Origin of the sequence: Aliikangiella marina, assembly GCF_007004765.1 — a bacterium.
GTDB lineage: Bacteria > Pseudomonadota > Gammaproteobacteria > Enterobacterales > Kangiellaceae > Aliikangiella > Aliikangiella marina.
Genome location: NZ_VIKR01000005.1, coordinates 314609 through 336138 on the forward strand (window position 1 = coordinate 314609; position 21530 = coordinate 336138).

Below are 21530 nucleotides of genomic sequence, written 5' to 3' on the forward strand. Positions count from 1 at the left end.
ATGACCAGTAGGTGACAATTATTTTTCCGATTGATGACGAAGATTTGATGAATATGACGATAGAAATAGTTTTAATGACGAATTGTTTTAAAGATTTCAAAAGAATGTCATATGACAGAAATAAAATAGCTGAAATTAAGACTAATGTTAGGTTCGGATAATGTTCGCGATTAAAAGATTACAGCAATTTAACAACAAAGTTGATGTACAACTACCAACTGCAGAAGATTTACAGCAAGCCACTTTGAGCCTCACAAACGCACTCGTTGAAAAGCCATCGGTCACACCGAATGATGCAGGATGTTTGACGATGATTGAAAATCGACTGCGTAAAATCAATATGCTGAATGAACGTTTCGATAGTGCGCCGGTCACCAATTTATTTTCTAGTTATGGGAATAATAAACCACTGTTGGTTTTGGTTGGACATGTTGATGTCGTACCGCCTGGCGACCTAAGTAACTGGCACACGGATCCTTTTGTACCAGTTGAAAAAGATGGCTATTTGTATGGTCGTGGTTCGGTAGATATGAAGTCATCTGTTGCAGCGATGGTTGTCGCGCTAGAAGAGTTTGAAAAATTAAAACTGCATAAAAATATTGATATAGGTCTGGTGTTAACCAGTGATGAAGAAGGTGAGGCAACTCAAGGCGTAAAGTACTTAGTAGAACAATTACAGTTAAAAGGAAAACGTGCGCAATGGGCGCTGGTTGGAGAGCCAAGTTCTGAAGAAACTTTAGGTGATTCAATTAAAGTCGGTCGACGCGGTTCGTTAACAGGTAGAGTGATATTAAAAGGCCGTCAAGGTCACGTAGGTTATCCAGCGCAAATTATCAACCCAGTCAAATCGGCGAGTAAACTGTTAGCGAAGTTTGAATCCAAACAATGGGATTTACCTTCGCGTTTCTTTCCCGCAACCAGTTTTCAGACGGTAAAGTTTATTTGTGACAGTGGTGCGGAGAATATATCACCTGCAAGTTTAGAATTTATCTTTAATCTCCGATACTCACCAAAACAGACGTTAGAAAAACTCCGAGGTTATATTGAAAAGAAGATCCAAAAAACTGGGCTCGAATATGAGATTGAATGGAAAGTCGATGCTGAACCATTTTTGACCCATCGGTCTCCTATTCGAAAGTGTGTTGAACAGGTGATTGAGCAAGAGTTAGCAATTAGTCCCAAACTTTCAACGGCAGGTGGTACTTCTGACGGACGTTTTTTTGCTAAAACCGGTACGCATGTTGTGGAGCTCGGATTATGTAATAAAACTATCCATCAAGCGAATGAAAGAGTTCCAGTTGCAGATCTTGGCAAATTAGCCGCTCTATATCTTAATATCTTAATTCAAATGAACCAAGCTAACGCATAGCTTGATAAAACTAGGCGCTAGCTCTTCCGATTCGGAAGGCAGTGAGAACACCCAGGAACAAAAACATAGCATCGTATATGTCGAAGTTCCGAGATATTAAATCAAAAGACGATGTCCCTTGAATATCACTGACAGTATTACTGAGCCACTGGTCAAAAGTCGGTGCCGTTGTTGCAATTCGCATTAGCCTGGGCTTCGAATAGATTTCGAAATCCTGCAGCTCTTGTTGAGAAATGTGATTGATACTGCGTGCAAAACTGAATTGGTGTTTGAGCATAAATCGCTTTAGTGCATTTTGCGTCGGATCCAGTGTGATGTATTCTTGAGCAATTTGTTTTTCCTCAAGATAAACTTTCTCTAATTGAGAACGCTCAGCATTAGAAATATCACTTAGGTTAGTCGCGACAACTTGAATAGTTTCAAAGGCTAGATACTTACCGCTGAAAATTGCAAACAGAGTAAACATCGCACATATTATTCCAGTAATTTGTCCTTTCGACCCAGTCATTGTCGAGGCATAACCAATTATTGCTCCTATAAGCAAAGCAACCAAGCTAGTTTCGTAATCGAACAATATCAACATAGCTAACCAAATTAGGCTACCTAGCGCCGCAGCTATGGAGCAAGTAATCAACATTACTGGTTTGAAGTCTTTCTCATGTACAACTTCATTGTTATCTTGAAAATCATTTTCATGGGTAAGAAGACTATCTTGTCGATAATAGTCATTAGTGAGCCCATTTTCCTGGATTAACCCTAGTTCAACGAATGACGCGCCACAACTAGTGCAGAACTTTCCAACATCCTGAGTTTGTTGACATTTTGGGCATTTTATTTCGCTAGTCATGTTTTCAACACGATCACTCGCAGGTTCCCCTGGAATAGGCACGAGCGTTAGTCCTACTGTCGCAGCAGGTTGGTTATGTTTTGCTACCAGATCTACTTCAATACCGAAAGACTCTAGAATACTTTTATATTGGTGAGCTTTATTTACACTTAAGTTTTGTTTGAGTACTCGTCTTTTAGCAATATAGCTGAGTGATTTGTCTTCACTAAGCTTAAATTGCTTAGCAAATCCTTTTGCAGCTTCATCAGCAGAAAAGCCCAATAAGCGCTTTCCAGTGATTATGACGCTATATCGGATGTCCTTGCTGACTTCTGAGTCGAGTAATTGCATATCATTCCGTGATAATAGTGGTTAGACGCGCGATCCTAGCGCAAGTGATAAATAATTGCACTGCTATAAGTGAAATTTAATGCCATTAATGGCATATATTCTATTTAGGGATACCAGGACCGATTCAGGGATACCAGCAGTGATTGAGGTACCAGCATTGTTTCAATGTGAATAAGGACGACTAAAGACCAGATGTAGAGAATGATAGGAAAATTTTGCTGCGGGCGTGATGATTCTCGACCGCAGCGAAACTACTCTATGCTTCCGGCATATATTTTTTACGCTTTTTGGCTAGTAATCTATCCATATCAACAATAACTAGTCCATCAACACAATTATTAAACAATGGATCGATATTAAATGCGGCGAAGTTTACTCCACCTGGTTCGCACAACTCAGTATACTGTTTAAATAAGGTCGGAACGGTTTTATTAAAAATTTTCAACTGATATTTAAGGTGACGGAACCCTTCTTGAGCGTCACTGGTTGAGAATACCTGGTTCAACATTAATGTATTTTGCGCCGAGAAACTGAAAGGGTTTTTCGCGCGTGCGAGTAGTTTGTCACCTGAATAGAACTCGTTGTAGTAATACACCATCCATTCAATGAGTTCTTTACTAAATTCTGCACTGATTGAAACTGGACCAAACATAAAACGAATTTGAGGATTTTTGGTGAGGTAAGCACCAATTCCATACCACAAGTAATCTAAGCTGCGTTTTCCCCAGTATTTGGGTTGCACAAAGCTTCGACCCAACTCAAGGCCTTTTTGACGAATCGGATCAAAATCGTCTGTGAAATCGAATAACGTGCTGGTGTAGAGCTTCGACATATCAACATTACTTGTCTGGGCCACACGATAGGCGCCAACAATTTCCAACTCACTTGGATCCCACAAGACAATGTGATCGTATCGGTTGTCGTACTCATCAATATCAACTCGCATTCCGGTGCCTTCGCCGACAGCTCGGAAAGAGACTTCTCGTAAACGACCAATTTCGCTTAACAAGCAGGTATCTTTAGCATTTTCTAATAAATAAATTTGCTTGCCATCTCGGGTGGTTGTGAGTAACTCACAATCTTCAAGTTCATGTTTAAGTGCTTTTCTTGGCTGGGGATGTGCAATTGGTTTAACGGTATCGAAAACTTTTTTCTTACCATTGGCAAGTGCGTAAACATGCTTTCGAAAGAGCTGTGCGCTGACCCGATTATTGCTGGGTAGTTTTTCTACTACATGACTAGGAATTAACTCACCAATTTTCATTGGCAAGGTAATCCGTGTTTTGCGGAACATTTCTTTCGCTAACAAAAGAACGCTTACAGGCTTGGAAATAAGACTTAAACCATAGAAGAAACGCGAGTTTTTTCCGCCTACATGAATCGGTAAAATTGGCGAATGCGTTTTTTTAGCCATTGATAAAAAGCCGCTTCGCCAATGGCAGTCTCTAATACCTTCGAGTCTAAATCGAGACACTTCTCCTGCGGGAAAAAATATGACCGCTTGATTGTCTTCCAATGCTTGCTCAATCGCACTGTACTGGGCTTTGCTAGTACTGCCGGTCATATTTTTAACTGGCAAGAAGAATGGAGCCAAAGGTTCTAAATGAGACAATAGCTCATTGGTGACTATTTTTATGTCGCTCCGTACCTTCGAGAACATTTTTAGTAGAGCGATGCCATCAAGTGAGCCCAGCGGGTGGTTGGCAACCACCACTACTCTACCTTCAGCAGGAATATTCTCGAGTTCCCAGTTATCAACGTTATAACTTAAGCCCAATAAGTGCATTGTCTTATCAAGAAACTCATTAGCACCCAAATGACCATTGTCTTTTAAAAAGCCATTAATCTCTTCTTCATGCAGCAGTTTCTTACAGACCTTGCTGACATTTTTTTTCAAGTTTGGGTGCTGTTCGAGCGATGGGATTTGCTCGGTTAGTATATTATCTACATTAATCATAAATCACCTGAAAGTACTTCTCACCGGCGATCCTGAAGTTGATTTATGACAGGTTAATGATCGAAATGTGTCTGTTTTATGACCAGGTTTTGTCGGTAACGCGAGGATTGCGCTGAGTTAGAATTAAATCAATAAGATAGAAAGCTAGAAGCGCACCGGCGAAGCTCGCGAAATATCGCATATCGATCAATGCCAAGCCGCTTAAGCCACCTAAAAGTGCGCCTAATAGCTCAATAAAAACCAGTTGATCTTTGATCATATTATGAAAAATGGATTCCATTTTTTGTGGTGAAAATGAAGCGGCTTTTTCTTCGACGATTTCTCTTAAGTCAATGTGTTCAATTAATTGAATGACTTGCTGATTGATTGTCAAACGATTCTCCGGCTTTTCTAAATGTCGATTAAGCCAAGTAAAAATATCTGGGGTAGTGGATTGGAGAAATTGAACAATCTGCTCGGCAATATTGGTTCGTTTGAGCTTTCTTTGCAGATATTCGGCAATATTAAATTCTGATAGTTGGTATTTAATAAAGTCGTCCAACAAGTCACTGATACTAATAGCTGAATTTTGGATATCAGGCTGGCTAATCCGATATTGGTTAACCAGCGATCTCAGTCCTTCAAACAAGGTTTTACGAAACTCAAAACTGGCGACCATTCTGAAAAGGTAATGTTTAATATCGTCTTCGTTAATATTCGCGGACCATTTAGCGGCTTTAGCGATCCCGCGCCTAATGGTATCCTGACTTTCAATATGAGTATCAATCGTGTCGTGAAGCTTCTGCGCAATGAGTGGGATATTTTGTGCCAGCGTTCTTACAATCGGTTCAATCAAAAACTCCATCTCTCGTGGTTTTTCTTTGAATTGAGTTTCAAGCCAGTCAAAGCTTTTTTGAATCAAGCTTTCTCCATCGACAGTCTCGCCGAGATCATGAATCAGACTATGTTGTAATTCGGTAAACAAGCTTTGCAGCTGTTGTTGGTTATTTTCAATATATTCTTCGAGGGCGTCAGCGAGTAATTGTTGGTTTTCGGTTTGGGCTAACCAATCGTCGACAAAAGCTTGTGAACTAGAGAGCAGTTTGCCGGTTAAGTCTGCGTTATCGAGGTATTCATGCCAATGTTCGCTAGCTAAAAAATGATCGCTCAGGGTATCGGATAATGCTTTTGCCAATTTAGGTTGATTTTTCGGGATTAAACCCTGTCTGCCAAGTGCTGTTCGATAGTAAGGTTTAAACAACATTTTGATGGCGATGAAATTGGTGAAATAACCAATATTAGCCGTTAACGCGAGAATATAAATAGAATCTGCAAACGGAAAATCAGCAAATCCAAATTTGAGCGTCGCGGCGACCAATAGAAAGATCGGCAATCCGAATAAGCAGAAGTTACGGATCCAGTGTAATGCCATGAATGCTCCGGGTGTGTGAGGTCGTTAACGCTAAAAACAAGCTTGTACAGTTTTCCTGCTGCAAATAGTCTGCCAGAGCTAAATAACTGAATTGAATAGAAATACTATTGGATTACAGTGATTAGACTGGGTAAACTGGCCACATTCTGGTGAATTTAACAATTGTAAACTGAAATAACAATGGTTGCTTATGACGGATCAGTTCGAAGAGAAATCGGAGAAGTATCAACAGCTGCTTGATAGGCTCACCCACGTTTTTTGTCATAAGATTCCTTTCCACAATTTGATTGGCTTTCGGTTTGATGAACTAAATTCAGAATCTTGTCGAATCAGCTTCGACATGAAGCCTGAACTCGTTGGTAATTTTGTCCATGGAATGCTTCACGGTGGAGTTACCGCGACAGCGCTCGATATGGTAGGTGGGGCGCTGGCAGCAGCAGCGATGCTGAATAAAAATCATGATGCTAGCGATGAGGAAATTGCTCGTAAGATGTCCAAAGTCGGCACGATTGACTTGCGCGTGGATTATGTACGCCCTGGTAAAGGTAAGAGCTTTTATGCAAACTCGCGAATTCTACGCAGCGGCAACAAAGTTGCCGTTGTTAGAATGGAATTGCATAGTGAAGACGATACTCTGGTCGCGCTAGGTACCGGTACCTATATGACAGGCTGATGGCCTGATTTTTCTATTAATTATTGAGAAGTAAATGTCTACAAAAACTGAAACCAGTGGTTGGTTATTCGGCATTGGCGCATTTGTCGCATGGGGCTTAGTTCCCATTTACTTTAAAGCGGTTGAGTCGGTTTCTGCAGAAGAAATTCTAGCCCATCGAATTGCTTGGTGTGTGCCTGTCACACTGCTATTGATGATACTACTCAGAAAAAAAATTGAAGTCATCCAAGTTTTTAAAAATAAGAAAGTCTTTTTGGGTTTAGTGGCCTCAACAGCGTTGGTATCATCCAATTGGTATATCTTTACTTGGGCGGTGACCAATGAACAAATATTAGCGACATCATTAGGCTATTTTATTAATCCGATTATGTCGATTCTGTTAGGCGTTATCTTCCTCTCTGAAAAACTATCGAAGCTCCAATGGGCGGCAGTAGGTTGTGCAACTTTAGGTGTTGTGAATCAAATGATTAATTATGGTGAGGTACCATGGATCGCATTGAGTCTTGCGACGACATTTGGCTTGTATGGCTTTATTCGTAAACAGTTGGCGGTTGATTCACTAAATGGATTACTAGTGGAGACTATGATTGCTTTTCCTGTCGCCGCGGGCTATGCGATATGGGTTTTAATTAACCAACAAGCGATGTTTTTAAATGCGTCGCTGAATATCGATTTATTATTAGTTTTTGGTGGTTTTGTTACCGCGGTTCCGCTTATTTGGTTTGCTGCAGCGGCGAAAAAAATTCCGCTAAATAGCATTGGCTTCTTGCAGTTCATAGCACCATCAATGTCATTTACTTTAGCCACTCAATTATACAACGAACCTCTGGGCTTCGAGCAGTTTTTGAGTTTTGCGTTTATCTGGCTAGGCTTGCTTTTGTATTTGATAAAGCCGATACAGCAGGTCTTTACTAAACCAAAAGCTACATTATCTAGGAAGTAAACCTGTCAGTTAATAATCAACAAATTTGATGTTGTCATTGTATATCCACCATCAACGGGGATAAGGTCTTCATCAATGATAATGAGTGTTGGGTAGTAGAGTGTTTGGTCAAACCCTAAAGACAATTGTCTATCTTGGTCGAATGCGAGTTGAATTTGTTCGAATAGGTCGTCGATTGTATAGAATTGGGCAAACAATTCGGCCTCGATAAAGACGCCACTGGCATTTCTAAAGATCGTAGTAATATTTTTATTTCTGACGCTGACCGAGTACTGCCCGGCAATCCCACAAAAACAATCAATGGTGAATTCAAAATCATAGTCGGTCGCATTTAGTTCAACCCATCCAGCTTTGTTTTGCAGGTAAAGCTCATAAAGATCTTGCGAGTTAGCATTCAAATTATCTTCGACAAGGTCGTTTTCATCACATCCTGACAGCAATATAGTAGCTAATATAACGACGAAAAATAAATGATAAGTAGTACGCATGATAATGCCTCGACGATTGATTATTGGAAGTCTATTAATAGCATTAACCTAGCTGGTATTTTGTAAGTTATTGTCAGCTTTTTGTTAAGCCAGGTGAGAAATGGACAAATACAATGAGCAATATAAAGATTTTCTCGCGTTTCTGAGATACTTAGGTTTTGTTCCCGCGTGGTACTTGTTTTGTGAAAACTGTTTTAAGTGAACTGCTTTAAGACAGGCACTGTTTAGTTAATTTCTTCCTACCAACCCAGCGAATGTCTCACATTATTGATAATTTATTAAGACATTTGCTTAGCGAGTTGTCAGCTAAGTGTGACTTTGTGCCTGTCTGTAACTTCCTTTGCTTGACAGGCAAGGTTAAGTCAATAGCCTTGATTTAATTGGGTTTATCTCTCTGGTTAATGGCTTGTATATAAGACATTAACTATTTGTACTGTAAGATAATCATGGTATTGTGCCTGACTGGATTTAGTGAGGAGGTGACAGTGGATTTTATTTGGATTCTTTTTGCGTTTGCTCTAGGTTTTTCGGCGAAAATAATTTCATTACCACCATCAATAGGTTATCTAGCAGCGGGGTTCCTTCTTAACTACTTAGGCTACTCCCCCAATGTAGGCTTACAGACGCTTGCCGATATAGGGATAACCCTAATGTTGTTTACTATAGGGCTCAAGCTCAATGTTAGAGATCTCGCTAAGACTGAGGTTTGGGGGGGCTGTCTTTCCCACTCAATTATCTGGGTGCTTCTCGCGCTCTTCGTGGTTAAAGTATTAAGTGTATTATCTTTAAGCTATTTTGCTGACTTATCCAGTGGGTCGGCATTCATCATTGCATTCGCGTTAAGTTTCAGTAGTACAGTTTGCGTTGTTAAGCTGATGGAAGAAAGTGGTGAAATGAGAACTCGCCATGGTAAATTGGCGATCGGCGTGTTAGTTATACAGGATATTATTGCTGTTGGATTTATTGTTGCTGCCACAGGAAAAATACCCTCTATTTATGCTTTGGGTTTAATTGCAATTTTTCCGCTGAGAGGAATCATATTTAAACTCATTAATCAGGTCGGACATGGAGAGCTTATACCTTTGGGCGGTTTCTTTATCGCGCTTGGTGCCTACGAACTATTTGAATTAGTCAGTATAAAAGGTGATTTGGGGGCGTTGTTAGCCGGGATGTTTTTGGCTACCCATACAAAGGCAAGTGAGATTACTAAGTCCTTACTCAGTTTCAAAGACCTCTTTTTAATCGGTTTTTTTCTAACCATTGGATTTAGTGCGCTGCCCACTATCGAAATGATATTTATTGCTAGCGTTTTATTTTTACTTATACCGGTAAAATTCTTTCTCTTCTTTTTATTATTTAATCAACTTAAATTGCGCTCACGAACTTCCTTCCTATCATCGCTTGTGTTGAGTAACTTTAGTGAGTTTGGCTTGATCGTTGCAGCAATTAGTGTCAAGTCGGGTTGGTTGACCAATGACTGGCTAGTAATTTTATCTTTAGCCGTTACTTTTTCGTTTATATTCACCAATGTTGTGTATAAATATGCGCATGGTTTCTTCACTGAATACAAATCCCTCATTAAAAAATATCAACGTCCGGAGCGACTAGCAGAAGATGTTTTTATTCAACCTTGCTCTGCCCCTATTGTGGTTATTGGATTGGGACGCGTAGGTATGGGGGCTTATAAATCATTAGAATTACACCATAGCAAACAAGCGTGGGGGCTAGATGCCGATAGTAGTAAAGTCGCCTGGCTTAGAAGTCAAAACCTTGATGTCTACAAAGGTGATGCGGAAGATATTGATTTTTGGGAAAGCATCGATCTTGATAAAATTAAATTGGTGTTGTTAGCTATTCCGTCGGTTCAAGACTGTAAAATCATTACGACTCAACTTAAGGCTGCTAACTATCAAGGGAAGATTGCGGCAATAGCGCGCTTTGATGACGAGAGAGTTCAATTACAAGAATATGGTATCGATAAGGTATTTAACTTCTTTAATGAAGCCGGTGTTGGTTTAGCTGACGAAAGTATGGAAATGGTTAAAGCTGATTTACGACCCGGCTAATCAATCGATTAACATCAATCATGACCTATGAATATCAATCGCGACAAAAAGATTGTGAGTGGCTTTGCTTGTATTAGCTTAGCAATGAAAACCGTGCATCAATAACTCAAGTTCTGAGAGTTGATTGAGCAAACTCCTCTCATTATTGACCGATAACTAAGACATCCCATATTTATCATTAAGATTCTCGCTAGTTTGATTGTAGGTAAAAGTAGGTATTGTGCCTGTCTACATTTAGTCTTCATCGTTCATTTTAAGCGTTGTCGGCAGCGCTTATTGCCGATGTACTTGCCTTGATGGATCTGGAAAAGAATGTTCAACATTAGTTCAATTTAAGGTATTGGGATTTGCGATTTCAATACAGGCTGGGCTAGTATTGGTTAAGTTCCTTCAGAGAGTTAGCGCATAATGAGAATAAGCCACCGTCTGTTATCTACCATTAAGCCTGCATTACTGCTTACTGCATTCACGTCTGTATCTGCTCAATCAATGGATCTTGCGATATTAGCAGAGGTTGAGCGTGAACGTTCTACCAGCTGTATCTTGGATGCCGTTCCCATAAAAGAGTACACCAAAGCACGTTCTGGGCAATATGCAAATGCGCAACGTCAACAACAGGGAGGCGGGTCCAATCCATGGAATGGGGTTGACGAACGATTAGCAGAGGGAAAAGAAGATACTAGTTGGTATGAAAAGCGTTTAGGCATTTCTGGGGACGATCCCATTCTTGTTGCATCAAGAGAGATAAAAAAGCTCAAAGTCGATAAGATGCGAGTGTATATGAAGCACTTTAAAACAGAAATGAAAAAGTGCCCCGGACTATGCACGAGTCGAAATGATGTAGATTGGGATCATGATAAAAGCTATTTAGATAATTTAAAGGCTCAGAACTGTAAGATTCATCCAAACTACACTTATAAGGAATATGGTGGAAGGCTGAGCCACATGTCAGTTTATGAATGCAAGGATAAAGGGATTGCCTACAAATTACAGAAGAAAGATCCGGAGTTTATACGCTTAGAAAAAGAGACTGAGAAAAGAAAAACATTAATCAATGAACGAGTTAAAGAACAAAAGCGTATCGTTGATGAGCGGCTTAAAAATAAAAATATCATTAGTACCGAAAATAATGAATTAGTCATGAGGAAATTTGATGATTGGACGCTTAAATGTATTAATAAAATAATCCTATCAAACCCTGCTAAAGAAGCTTGCTCGAGCGCGAGTAAAGATAATCCAATATGCAGCACTCGTGATAAAAATAACCTATTACCGGAGTCAATATCGATTCCTGTTTTCCGCTCTTCTCTTACATTAAAAACCGCAACCGATGTTGCAAAACTGTGGAGTTATGAAGAAGCACAGCCATGGTCCGAGTTTCGCCAGTTTACTCGCGATGGTAACTTGTTTACTCCGCCAAGCACATTTATGCGCAAAAGAAAGGGTAACCTGACGATAACTGTCCAAATGGGCTTTTATATTGCGAAAGTTAATGAGATTGATGCACCGCTTCGGGAATACATTAATTCGCTTGCTAAAGAAAGCAATTTAGTCGCTGAAAAAAATGGCTATATTGCTTGGCCAATGATTAACGCGGGTACTGACTTTCCATCACCTTATACCCTTGAAGACGCTTACTCGATTAGCATTAGTGATAAAGGAGCGATAGTTAGTCGACAGCCGCAAGTTGGCGAGTCGCCAATCTTGCAAGAACTCCTACAGCCCAAAACAATTACCGCGCTTAAAAATGGCGAGCAGCTTCGTTTTCATGCGTGGGATACTTTAATGGGAGAACCGAAAGAGCTATGGAGTTTTGCGCTTGAAAGTCAGCACCAAGGAAAAGCCATTCAGGCCATGATGGATTATTATAAAGGAGAACTATTCGACCATATTAAAATTGTTAGCGAGGCTAAACGATGAAAAAACGCTTTAATATTATCTTCATCTCGAGCATCGCTGTTTTAACCTTGCAGCCAGTTTATGCTAAAGACTGGGCGTTCGATGCTCGCGATAAAGCCCTGCTGGCGCGTGTACATCAAGACAGAGCTGCGATATGCACGGTGATTCAAAGCGTAAAAAATCCAAAGAAATTTCTTCAATCCAAAGGTAAAAGTACGGAGGTCAAAGGTCCTAATCGCTCTCGACAAACAATTTATAATTTTCTTAATCGAGCGAGTAAAACTAAAAACTTCGACATTGACGATGTTTGGTCGTCAAATGTGGTGCAGCCGAGTCGATGTGATCGGTTTTTATTTTGGGAAAAACCGATATCTGCAATGTGCGAGTCTAGGCCTGATGTGCAAGGCAGCGTATGCGAAGCGGTTAAGGCTTTTAAAGCTGGTGAACCTGCTTCAATGCGTTTTCTTTATGAAGACGAGCTACCTGAGTTGATTACACGCCAAGAAATCCAAGCTTGGCGTATGGATGGACAAGTTGCACCACCTTTTGAAAAGTCGCCTGTGATTTTTACGGAGACCATGGTTAATAATAGTCCAGTGAAACTGAGTGTCACTGCAACACTTGAACCCATGCCATGGTGGGATGGGTTAGAATCGAGCGATCCAATGCCAAAGAAGTCTCATCAATTAGCCCGATGGGAGGAAGGGACTCGTGCCTGGGTTGAACCTGTTTTAATGCTGGAGGTCAATACCCAAGAGCTATGGTTAAATCGTGGTCGACGGATTAAAAGTTTTTCCCTTTACTCTGAACGCCGGGACGGTAGAGTTGTTTATGCCAATGAAAAAAGTCGCGGATATCTACCGCCGCCCTGGGGAAGAGATGTAGCTCGTAGCCGATTAGGTAATCGTTTAATCGTACCGATTGATGTAAAAACCTTTGATCGATTTGGGGCTGGTCAGTTTTTTCTAGAGGTGACTTTCGCAGATAATTCGACAACCAAGATAAAATTTGGTGCACGCAGCTCGGCATATTATGCGATAGAACTCGAAAAATTTTGGAAGAATCGCGATCAGTCGCTTGTCCGGTTTGTTGCAGCAGAGGAAGCGAGAGAAAGAAGGAAAAAAGCAGCAACTGAGGCTGAGTCCAAGCGGAAACGACAAGCCCGAGCAAATACAAATTACAAAAAAAGAATAAAACCGTTACAAGACAAAGCCATTGCATCGATTAATCGATTTATGAATAGTATCTCAAGAAATAGTAGCTGTGGTCGAGCGCCAGCCAATCCTTCGTCCCTCGACGCAAGTGATAGTTATTTAAGAAGGCTCGATAAAGATACGAGAAGATGGGCTGATTGTGAATTTAGATATCAAAAAAGTCTTTCGAAGGGATGGGACAGGTTGAATAACGAGCTAGTTAATTTAAAGCATGATGGTATTAAAGGGGGTATTCGTGGTGATAGGGTTGTCAAATTTTATAATAACCAACTCGCAAAACTTAACGGATATATTCGTAGCTCACAGGATCGTCTGAGCGATAATAATCGACAAATCGCGCGTTGGAATCGCCGCATCGGTGAATACAACAGTTCGGTGAGTAGGCGTAATCTTACTAACGATATACTTCGGGGAATGCAAGACGCATTAGATAGAAACGAACGTTGGTATAACCAATCGACTAATTTATATAATAATTCAATATACATTACGCCAAGTTATAATTAAGATATTTATTAAACCGCTAATTGTTTGTGATAATTGAATAGGCTTTAAGCAATTTGTTAGACATATTATTTAATCGCTTTACTAGTCAGATTTCATCGCGCTTCAGCGAACGTCTTTATGGGCTAGTTTGACAAAGACTGATTAATCGCAGCTAGTTTACTGAGCCAGTGATCTGGCTCTAACTGATTTCCCCAATAGCTCATTGATTACCTCATCAAACTACTACCTCATAATTAAGGTAGTAGTGCGGTTAATTTTTTTATTGAGAAATTAAAAGCGGGATAGTTGTTCTAAATTCTCCATCGATTAGCACACTAATATAGGCATGATGTGTTGCGGGATCGAGGTTGAAATTTTCGATTTTTAATCGGTCCCCTAAATTAAAATTAGGGAGTGTGTAAACGGTATTGTCTACGACTAATTCTGCTTGAGTAATAGTGCCCGAATAGGTCGGTGAAGTTTCGAACACTAGCTCTGCTTGGCTCTTTATATACAAGCAATTAGGACAAGGGATAGGATCTGGTTGTGGTAGAATCCACGGTGAAATAACTCCACTTTTTACTTGGCTAATTTTACAGCTACGCCCGTTAATGGTACAGGACGGAATATCGCTAAGCATGAAATGTTTATTAATTGGATCAGTAAAAAGTGATGTGGCTGAGTAATTAGCATGAGTTCTTGGCCATTCACACGCTGCTGGCATATTGCAATAGCCACCGCTACACGCTTCTTTTAGCGCGTTACACATCGAAACACGACGAGCTTGTTTATCGGTTACCGCAACGTTGTAGAAGTCTGCGGTATATTCGAGTTTGTCTGCGGATTGATAAATGATATCCATGACTTTAGCGGCAGAAAAGTCGGGTCGATTTGCCCAGACCAAAGCGGCTGAACTCGATAAAATTGCAGTTGCAATTGAACTACCCGTCATCGATTCTTCTTTGTCGGTAATAGCGCTATTTACAGTAACATGATCAGCAAATGTTGCTAAACGCGACTTTGCCAGTGGTCGAGTATTCTTTAACGGTTGACCTAAGCTATCAATACCGGATACTGAATAGACTAAGCTGCCATTATTTTCTGCTCTGTGCTTGTCCGATGGGTATTCGCCAGTTAATTCTATACAACGTTTATCGGAAGGAGCGGCGATCTCTTCCCATCGTGCGGGCAATAGTGGTTGTTGATCATGTGTGGAATCGTTACCTTGATTGCCAGCTGCTGCAATAACTAACGCCCCGCGACAAACGGCATCTTCAATCGCGTCATAAACACTGGCGACGTCCGCTTTATAATCTTTGGGTTGGTTGTTTATTCCACCCCAAGATTCGGGATCCCAACCGAGTGATAAATTTAGAATCAAACGGCTTCTGGAAGACTGTTCTTGCCAACTGATAATTTCATTGCGGATAGCTTGCGCTAAGTCTGAGATCGATCCAAAATAGCCGCCATTATATACGTCTTGGTATACATGAAATTCGCCTTCGTGTTCGACAGAGATATAAGGCATCGCTAACTGGCTAGATAAACTGGCATAACACCGTTCATTTTTATCCTCGCAAGTCAGTTTATGAATTATCGCTGCAATAGTCGCGCCGTGAGGAGAGTGAGTTGACAGGTTTTGTGTCGCATCATTGGCGGAAGGTAGCGTATCTAGCAAAGCAATTCTTACCGGATAAATATCGCTACTAATGGCCGGTAGAAATTTTTTACCGGACTGAATGATTAATTCGTTTTCTTGAACGCTAGCGACATCGGGTGCAGCCATTGGCCCAACAACAAGACAATCCTTGGCAATATTTGATTCAAGTTTGTCGTCATCAATAAGTTGTTGAAGTTCTTGTGGTACGATATCTGTATTTGGTGAAACTCCAAACAATAATTTTTCATACACGCAATAGTTTTCTAAGTTGGAATTCACGAGATCGGAGTCTCTATTGAATAAATGAGAAGCCACCCAGCCATTAGTGCTTGGGCAGCTTTTTGAACGAAAAGTTTTTTTTGCTATCCATCTGTTATCTAAGCAACCTTCTTTAAACTGAGATGCACTAACGGTCAGACTGAATAGGGCTACAAAAAAAACGAGGATAGAATTTAGATACTTGAACATAATGATGCTCTCCATAATTATAATTCCAGAATTCTGAACGCTAGCCAGTCTGCTTCTGGATCTTCCTTAATTAATTCAATTTGAGTTTTTCTAAATGACGCTGAAAAATCACCGGAGCTAATCCACTTTTTGTAAAACTTAGTCATTAGAACGTTTGCCTGTTCATCTAATACCGGCCTTGAACTGGCTATAACCTTTTCACTTCCTGAAATGATGAAAGCTTGAGCTAACCCGACTGATTCAGCGATAGCGCTAAAACTACTCTTCGCAGAATTACATGCTGATAGCACGACCCACCTGGGTGCTTGTTTTAAGATAATGATATCGTTGATATCTAAGTAGGCATTGTCTGCAAGGGGAAGAATATACTGTGTCGATTGATTTTTATCTTTGAAGATATGTCCCGCGTAATGAAAATGTTGCGAGCGTTCTAGTTGATTCTTAACTAGAGTAAATTGCGTTTCTTGCGTTTTCAGCAAATGACTTTGCCAATTAACCTGTTTAGTGAATCGAGTAATTGTTGTTGCTTCATTTTCAGTCTCCTTTAAGTCACCGAGAGAGTTAGCGACGATTAACGAATTGATCGAATCACCTCTTTCTGGCTGCATATTGCTTGGTCTCACTAAGTCAACACCATAATGTACATTTTTATGATTAATTAGTAAGTCTTTTTTATAATTTAGTGATTGAAAATCAACGTTCTTTAACGCGCCGAAAGGGTAGATTTTTAAGTCTTCTACTTGGCTTATTTTTGTTGCGAAACTATCAATCCATTGTTGTGCTAACTCTTGAGTCGAAAGGTTAGTAGCTTGTTGATTAGTGACTAAATGCGTTGATATCTCATTGTCACTTTGGGCAAACCCTAACCATCCATTGATTGTCGGATAAAAGAAAAGATATAGCTCATTTTTTCTGGGTGCCAGGAGATTAACGCCATCTTTTATGGCAGTTTGATTAACGATTGATACGGCCAAATCAAATAATTTCGCTAACTCTTTTTTCTTCTCTAAAAGTGCGGTATCAGAGAGATGAATACGGTCTTTGGGCAATGTCCAAATTATTGATTGATGTTCTACAATATCGTTACGTATTTGTCTGATTCTCTTAAGTGTTGCTATCCATGTCGCATTATTATTTAAATTTTGGCTATTAATTTGTGAAAAACGAAACAAGTCTTGCATCCAGTTGGCTCGAAATTTTCGAGAAACTCTTAGTGCATCTTCGATTCTATTGTTACGGTAGAGAAATTCGACGTACTTATGACTAAAATTTGAAAGATTACTAATAAAGTTAGGTTGTGATGAAGATATAGGCACCGTTAGCGAGTGATTAAAGACTAACTCTGAAGCATGTTCATAATGTTTGATCGCTGCATTAGATTCACCTAGACGTTCATAAGTTTGGGCCAAGCCGACTAGAGATTTAATGGTTGATTTAGAGTACTTTAACGCTTCAGAGTACTTTAAAAGCGCGTTAAAACTGTTTAGTGCTTGGTGTAATTTATCAGAGTTGAGATGGAGTTGCCCTTGAATCTCTTGCAGATCAAGCTTTTGTTGATACGATAACTTTGATTTAAGCTGATTGATTCTTTCTACGGTTGCCTGCGCGCGTTCGAAGTCTTGGTCATGCACATAAGCCATCGCTAAATTAATGAGAATGTTCACCTTAAGTGAATCTCTTGTTTTGCAATCAGCTTCAGTTATTGATATTGCTTGTTTTAAGGTATTAATCGACTCTTTTAGGTGGGCCTTATTAGAATTCTGAAAACTATCAGCTTGTTGCAGTTTTGCCCAGCCTAGCCCATCTAAGTAAAGCGCTTTTTTGCACTGTTCGAGATTATTGGAAAGCAAAGATTTTCTAATCTCGACCGCTTTTTCTATGCGGCCGCTCTCGATAAGAATCTTCGAAAAAATAAACCTAGCATCACCGAGGTAGCTTTGTAACTCGAAATCTGAAGCAATTTTGATCGCTTCATTGATATAAGACTCTGCTTTGCGGTGATCGCCTAGATAAGCATATAAAGTGCCTTTATAATAATTAACGAAAAATAATGAACTCGCATCATTAGATGTTGCAACCAGAGAATCAATTGTTGATTTGGCTAAGACGAGATCATCAACGAGCTGTAAATAGATGTAAGCAAGCAATGTCTGGTTGTCTAAAACCTTGTTAATTGAACCTAGCTGGTTAAATAGTTCTGAAGAGCGATCAAGTGCATTTATCGCGTTTTCTGTATTTCCTTTCGCTAAGTAAACCCTTCCTAAGTAAAAATATTTTAATGCATGCTCTATGTCGCTCTTGGGAGCTTTTAAACTTGTCAAAAGTTCATGCAGTGGTGCTATTTTACCGAGTTTTCGCAATTGATGTACCTCAGAAAGCCATGCTGGGGCATGCAAGGTATTAATATTGAGGCTCCAGGTTGATTGGTTAAGATTATCTAGTAACTCTAAGGTGTTTAAACTATTTTCAACATGTATTGAGATAAGATAACCTTTATTTTTAATTTGAAGGCTAATGGCTTTAGTCGTAGAAGTGTCTTTTTTCGCTGCCAGATCGGATAATAGATACCGTTGGTCGTTATAGTTAATTTTTAAATCTTCAGCATATTCTGTTGGAATCCATAGTTTTATTTTTGTGTTAGATATTTTGGAACGTTCGGCTGTGTTAGTTTTATCCAATGTTTTATTTTTGCCCGATACAATTACAATGCAGCCTAATTCTTCACTCAAAAGATCGCATCCTGAGGTTACAATGCTTGAAGCGCTAGATGTTTTTGTCCGTATCGAATTTTCTAGATAATAATTAATAAGGTAGAGGCCTCCTAACAGAGTGAGGCCAAACGAAGTGACGAGAGTGAAAAATATTTTATGATTGTTCATTGGGTATTATTGTTTTAGATTGATTTTTTGTGAAAGGTATATCCAATCAGTACTTTGATAGGTTGGATTGCCCTTGTCTATTTGTTCGATAATTTGTTGGTGACTGATTTTTGAGTTTTGGTTTTTTATCACTACTGCTAAGACAGCTTTATTACTATTTGTAGAGAATGAATTTATAGGGATTTGAGGCGCTATCTTGAATGTGCCCGTTGGAGCACGCATTATTTTATTGGATATTTCTATTAACTCGTTGTCTTGATAAAAATAGGTTTGTACGTCTAATTCTTCTTTATGTGATGAATTAGGTCTAAGAATGATATTCAACTTGTTTTGTGAAAAAACATCAATCGCATTGTCTTTTTGATCGGCGTGTTGACTGATTTCTATGATATTACGTTCACTTATTGCTCTGTAGTGGTTATTGTGCCCGCTTATTAACATCGCATATTCTGGAATCTTTGATGTGTTGGGTTCGCTTGAGTACCAAGTGGCTAATGTAATAAACAAGGCAGAGCATGCCGCGATTGCATAGGGTGATGGCTGTAGGATGTTTCTTATAACACGCAAGAAATTACTTTTTGGCGAATTTTGTGGATGTGCCTTTTTTGTTTGCTCGTCATTTATTCTCTCGTTATTTATTTGCGATGTATTTCTTTGTTCTTTGTTTGTTTGTTCTTTATTTAGAGCGATTGGGATATCAGTCAAACTTTTTTCAAACCAGGTTGGTGATGATTTTACTGCTTGATACTCCTGATACTCTTGCTCGGATAAGTCTGGCAGAAATGAATCGCACACTTTTTTGGGTGACTTAGCATTTACTGGTTGGTAGATTTCTCTTTCCGCTTCAAGCTTGTTAATAATTTGGTCTTCTAGTTGAAAAGCAAAATCTTTACTGATTGGCTTAAACAGGCGAAACTTATTTTCTAACTCAGGAATACCGGAGATTTTTACTTCTAACTGATTTATTTCTTTGGCACTCAATCGATTCTCTGCGAGATCAATAAAAACTTGATCGAGCTCAGATTGACTAAGCTGTTCTATCTTTAATGCAGTTAATGCGAGTATATTTTGGTTATTATTTGACATTAACTTCCCTCTTGGATTCTATGTGTTGTCGTGAAGACATATCATTATTTACTGAATCCCAGTCCCTTGCGATAGAACGAGCTTGATTTCTGATTCTATTTTTCCAGACATAAATAGCGTTTTTACTTAGTCCAGTACTCTTTGAAACTTCTTCAATACTTTGCTCATACAAAAATAGCATGACAAAGACTTCATAGCCTTGTTCGCTAATAGTGTCCTTTAAGGCTCGGATTAAATTGATTAAGAAATTATGATTGGAAAATCGATGTTGTTCGTTAGGCGTTTTTAACGTATCGATTTTTTCGTTGATTATTTTTTCGTCCAGAATATCTGTCTTTTTATGACTTCTTAAACATGAGATTACTCGTCGTTTGGTGATTAAACTGATAAAACTTTTTAGTGACATCCCTTTCTGTGGGTCCCAGCTTAGCAAAACTTTGCACTGTTTATCGAATAAATGCATAAAGACATCTTGGCAATAATCAGCTATCTCTGCGTGAGTATGTGTACTTTCGTTTTGAAAAGAATAGTTTGATATGGTTTGAGCTGCCGAGACTTGAATAGTTGGCGTGATTCGTTTGATTAATTCTCTAATCGATAAACGATCACCTGCAGCAGCCTGTTTGACTAGCTGCGTTGGACATATTAAAGATAAGTCCGATATGTATGACTCGTAGTCCGCAATTCCTTTGCGATCCATGCGATTATTTTCAACCATTCCATTTGGTTTCCGCTTTGCAACAGTCGGGGATAGTATATCAATTAGCTTTTGATGTAAAAAACTAACTGGGTAACATTGCAAAGTATTTGCGTCTTCTATTTTCACTGCCGCTCTATTCCATGCGCTTATTTTGCTTCCTCTTTCGCAATTCTGTTTGAAATCTTACAAAGAAATTCATTTATTAAAAAATTAATTGTTCTATGAGATTTGCGATGACTTAAAAACAAACGCTTAGATAGTTTTTGTTTTCGAAATGAGATAAAGGGGGCTGTAAGAAAAAAAATAATATTAATTAATATCAGTTATGCAATTTTAGAAAATAATACAAATTGAGATTTATAGTTACGTTTTGATTGGTTGGTGTAAGAAATTATTAGGCCGATGCGAAAGAGGTCTTGTGACGTCACGATGCTTAAGGAATGTAAAAAATTTAACGAGAAAGACTTGAGCGGTCTTTGCTCGTTTAAATTAAATCTAAAAATACGAGGAACTTAAAAATGAGTCGAATCGCTAAGTTACAAGCCAAGGAATATATACTTCTGCTGGTGTTCTTTTCATTGTTTATAGTTGGGCCTGCTATTGGTTCAACCCAAAAATTTGAACAAAAGCACTCACAACTACAAAAGTTTTCCGCTATGGGTAGTAGCAGTCAACAAGTCGTCGTGGGAAAAGTTAAATCATTATCTTCACGATGGATAGGCAATGTTATCGTTACCACGGCAGAAATTGAACCTGTTGAATATCTTAAAGGACGTGCATCGAAGTCATTATTTAACCTGTCTTATGTTGGCGGAAGAATTGGTGTAATCGAGCAGCAGTTAAGTTACCCAATGCACTTAGAACAAGGAGAAACAGCGGTGTTTTTTATTCAGGACGCACCTCAAAAGACCGCGCTTGCCGGCAATAAAATGTTTAGCAATTTTGAAGGCAAAATACCATTACTCAACAAAGATCAAAGCTTGACACTTCTCGATGAAAATTCTCGGATTGTCAAATTACTTGAAGAGCTGCGTAGTTCGGTACGATAAGGAGA

Annotated in this window: 15 protein-coding genes; 7 read left to right on the top strand and 8 right to left on the bottom strand. The window is 39.3% G+C overall.

Features of this window, described 5'->3' with window-relative positions; all coding sequences use genetic code 11:
• Positions 1 to 160 precede the first annotated feature (160 nt).
• Entirely contained in the window at positions 161 to 1369 is a 1209-nt protein-coding gene (gene dapE / locus FLL45_RS18705) for a succinyl-diaminopimelate desuccinylase (protein ID WP_142943580.1), read from the top strand.
• A 10-nt stretch (positions 1370 to 1379) separates the two neighbouring features.
• Here the strand turns inward: dapE and FLL45_RS18710 are convergent, their stop codons facing one another.
• The 3 genes from FLL45_RS18710 to FLL45_RS18720 all read right to left on the bottom strand — a co-directional run bounded on the left by FLL45_RS18710 (position 1380) and on the right by FLL45_RS18720 (position 5914).
• Positions 1380 to 2546, bottom strand: coding sequence for a hypothetical protein (locus tag FLL45_RS18710; RefSeq protein ID WP_142943581.1), 1167 nt, complete (start codon positions 2544 to 2546; stop codon positions 1380 to 1382).
• A gap of 256 nt (positions 2547 to 2802) precedes the next feature.
• Positions 2803 to 4503 (bottom strand): bifunctional ornithine lipid synthase OlsF, encoded by a 1701-nt coding sequence (gene olsF, locus FLL45_RS18715; protein ID WP_142943582.1) that lies wholly within the window; start codon positions 4501 to 4503, stop codon positions 2803 to 2805.
• 76 nt (positions 4504 to 4579) lie between these two features.
• Positions 4580 to 5914: a DUF445 family protein gene (locus tag FLL45_RS18720; protein WP_142943583.1), complete on the bottom strand. Its 1335-nt coding sequence runs from the start codon at positions 5912 to 5914 to the stop codon at positions 4580 to 4582.
• Positions 5915 to 6104: 190 nt separating this feature from the next.
• On the opposite strand from FLL45_RS18720, the gene FLL45_RS18725 reads away from it, so the two are divergent.
• Positions 6105 to 6587: a thioesterase family protein gene (locus tag FLL45_RS18725; protein WP_142943584.1), complete on the top strand. Its 483-nt coding sequence runs from the start codon at positions 6105 to 6107 to the stop codon at positions 6585 to 6587.
• Positions 6588 to 6621: 34 nt separating this feature from the next.
• Positions 6622 to 7530: an EamA family transporter RarD gene (gene rarD, locus FLL45_RS18730; protein ID WP_142943585.1), complete on the top strand. Its 909-nt coding sequence runs from the start codon at positions 6622 to 6624 to the stop codon at positions 7528 to 7530.
• A 5-nt stretch (positions 7531 to 7535) separates the two neighbouring features.
• Here the strand turns inward: rarD and FLL45_RS18735 are convergent, their stop codons facing one another.
• Positions 7536 to 8018 (bottom strand): DUF6174 domain-containing protein, encoded by a 483-nt coding sequence (locus FLL45_RS18735; RefSeq protein ID WP_142943586.1) that lies wholly within the window; start codon positions 8016 to 8018, stop codon positions 7536 to 7538.
• 485 nt (positions 8019 to 8503) lie between these two features.
• Here FLL45_RS18735 and FLL45_RS18740 point away from each other — a divergent pair, with 485 nt between their 5' ends.
• The 3 genes from FLL45_RS18740 to FLL45_RS18750 all read left to right on the top strand — a co-directional run bounded on the left by FLL45_RS18740 (position 8504) and on the right by FLL45_RS18750 (position 13704).
• Positions 8504 to 10084, top strand: a complete 1581-nt coding sequence (locus FLL45_RS18740) for a cation:proton antiporter family protein (RefSeq protein WP_142943587.1) — start codon at positions 8504 to 8506, stop codon at positions 10082 to 10084.
• Between the two features lie 408 nt (positions 10085 to 10492).
• Positions 10493 to 12004 (top strand): hypothetical protein, encoded by a 1512-nt coding sequence (locus FLL45_RS18745; protein WP_142943588.1) that lies wholly within the window; start codon positions 10493 to 10495, stop codon positions 12002 to 12004.
• Positions 12001 to 13704 carry a hypothetical protein gene (locus FLL45_RS18750; protein WP_142943589.1) on the top strand — a complete coding sequence of 568 codons (1704 nt, stop codon included), beginning with the start codon at positions 12001 to 12003 and terminating at the stop codon, positions 13702 to 13704. Before FLL45_RS18745 ends, FLL45_RS18750 begins: the two co-directional genes overlap by 4 nt.
• A gap of 259 nt (positions 13705 to 13963) precedes the next feature.
• On the opposite strand, the gene FLL45_RS18755 is transcribed toward FLL45_RS18750, so the two are convergent.
• The 4 genes from FLL45_RS18755 to FLL45_RS18770 all read right to left on the bottom strand — a co-directional run bounded on the left by FLL45_RS18755 (position 13964) and on the right by FLL45_RS18770 (position 20494).
• Positions 13964 to 15622 (bottom strand): S8/S53 family peptidase, encoded by a 1659-nt coding sequence (locus FLL45_RS18755; RefSeq protein ID WP_185964547.1) that lies wholly within the window; start codon positions 15620 to 15622, stop codon positions 13964 to 13966.
• Between the two features lie 206 nt (positions 15623 to 15828).
• On the bottom strand, positions 15829 to 18540 hold the full coding sequence (locus tag FLL45_RS18760; RefSeq protein ID WP_185964548.1) for a CHAT domain-containing protein: 2712 nt from the start codon (positions 18538 to 18540) through the stop codon (positions 15829 to 15831).
• Between the two features lie 156 nt (positions 18541 to 18696).
• Positions 18697 to 19776, bottom strand: a complete 1080-nt coding sequence (locus FLL45_RS18765) for a hypothetical protein (protein WP_142943592.1) — start codon at positions 19774 to 19776, stop codon at positions 18697 to 18699.
• Entirely contained in the window at positions 19766 to 20494 is a 729-nt protein-coding gene (locus FLL45_RS18770) for an RNA polymerase sigma factor (RefSeq protein ID WP_142943593.1), read from the bottom strand. The genes FLL45_RS18765 and FLL45_RS18770 overlap by 11 nt, the downstream gene beginning before the upstream one ends.
• A gap of 500 nt (positions 20495 to 20994) precedes the next feature.
• On the opposite strand from FLL45_RS18770, the gene FLL45_RS18775 reads away from it, so the two are divergent.
• Positions 20995 to 21525, top strand: a complete 531-nt coding sequence (locus tag FLL45_RS18775; protein WP_142943594.1) for a hypothetical protein — start codon at positions 20995 to 20997, stop codon at positions 21523 to 21525.
• Positions 21526 to 21530 lie beyond the last annotated feature (5 nt).

Bases quoted from the DNA above. Each gene is read 5' to 3' on its own strand.
- FLL45_RS18775 (WP_142943594.1), top strand. From the start codon at position 20,995: ATGAGTCGAATCGCTAAGTTACAAGCCAAGGAATATATACTTCTGCTG.
- FLL45_RS18745 (WP_142943588.1), top strand. From the start codon at position 10,493: ATGAGAATAAGCCACCGTCTGTTATCTACCATTAAGCCTGCATTACTG.
- FLL45_RS18770 (WP_142943593.1), bottom strand. From the start codon at position 20,494: ATGGTTGAAAATAATCGCATGGATCGCAAAGGAATTGCGGACTACGAG.
- FLL45_RS18725 (WP_142943584.1), top strand. From the start codon at position 6,105: ATGACGGATCAGTTCGAAGAGAAATCGGAGAAGTATCAACAGCTGCTT.
- rarD (WP_142943585.1), top strand. From the start codon at position 6,622: ATGTCTACAAAAACTGAAACCAGTGGTTGGTTATTCGGCATTGGCGCA.
- FLL45_RS18750 (WP_142943589.1), top strand. From the start codon at position 12,001: ATGAAAAAACGCTTTAATATTATCTTCATCTCGAGCATCGCTGTTTTA.
- FLL45_RS18720 (WP_142943583.1), bottom strand. From the start codon at position 5,914: ATGGCATTACACTGGATCCGTAACTTCTGCTTATTCGGATTGCCGATC.
- FLL45_RS18765 (WP_142943592.1), bottom strand. From the start codon at position 19,776: ATGTCAAATAATAACCAAAATATACTCGCATTAACTGCATTAAAGATA.
- dapE (WP_142943580.1), top strand. From the start codon at position 161: ATGTTCGCGATTAAAAGATTACAGCAATTTAACAACAAAGTTGATGTA.
- olsF (WP_142943582.1), bottom strand. From the start codon at position 4,503: ATGATTAATGTAGATAATATACTAACCGAGCAAATCCCATCGCTCGAA.
- FLL45_RS18710 (WP_142943581.1), bottom strand. From the start codon at position 2,546: ATGCAATTACTCGACTCAGAAGTCAGCAAGGACATCCGATATAGCGTC.
- FLL45_RS18735 (WP_142943586.1), bottom strand. From the start codon at position 8,018: ATGCGTACTACTTATCATTTATTTTTCGTCGTTATATTAGCTACTATA.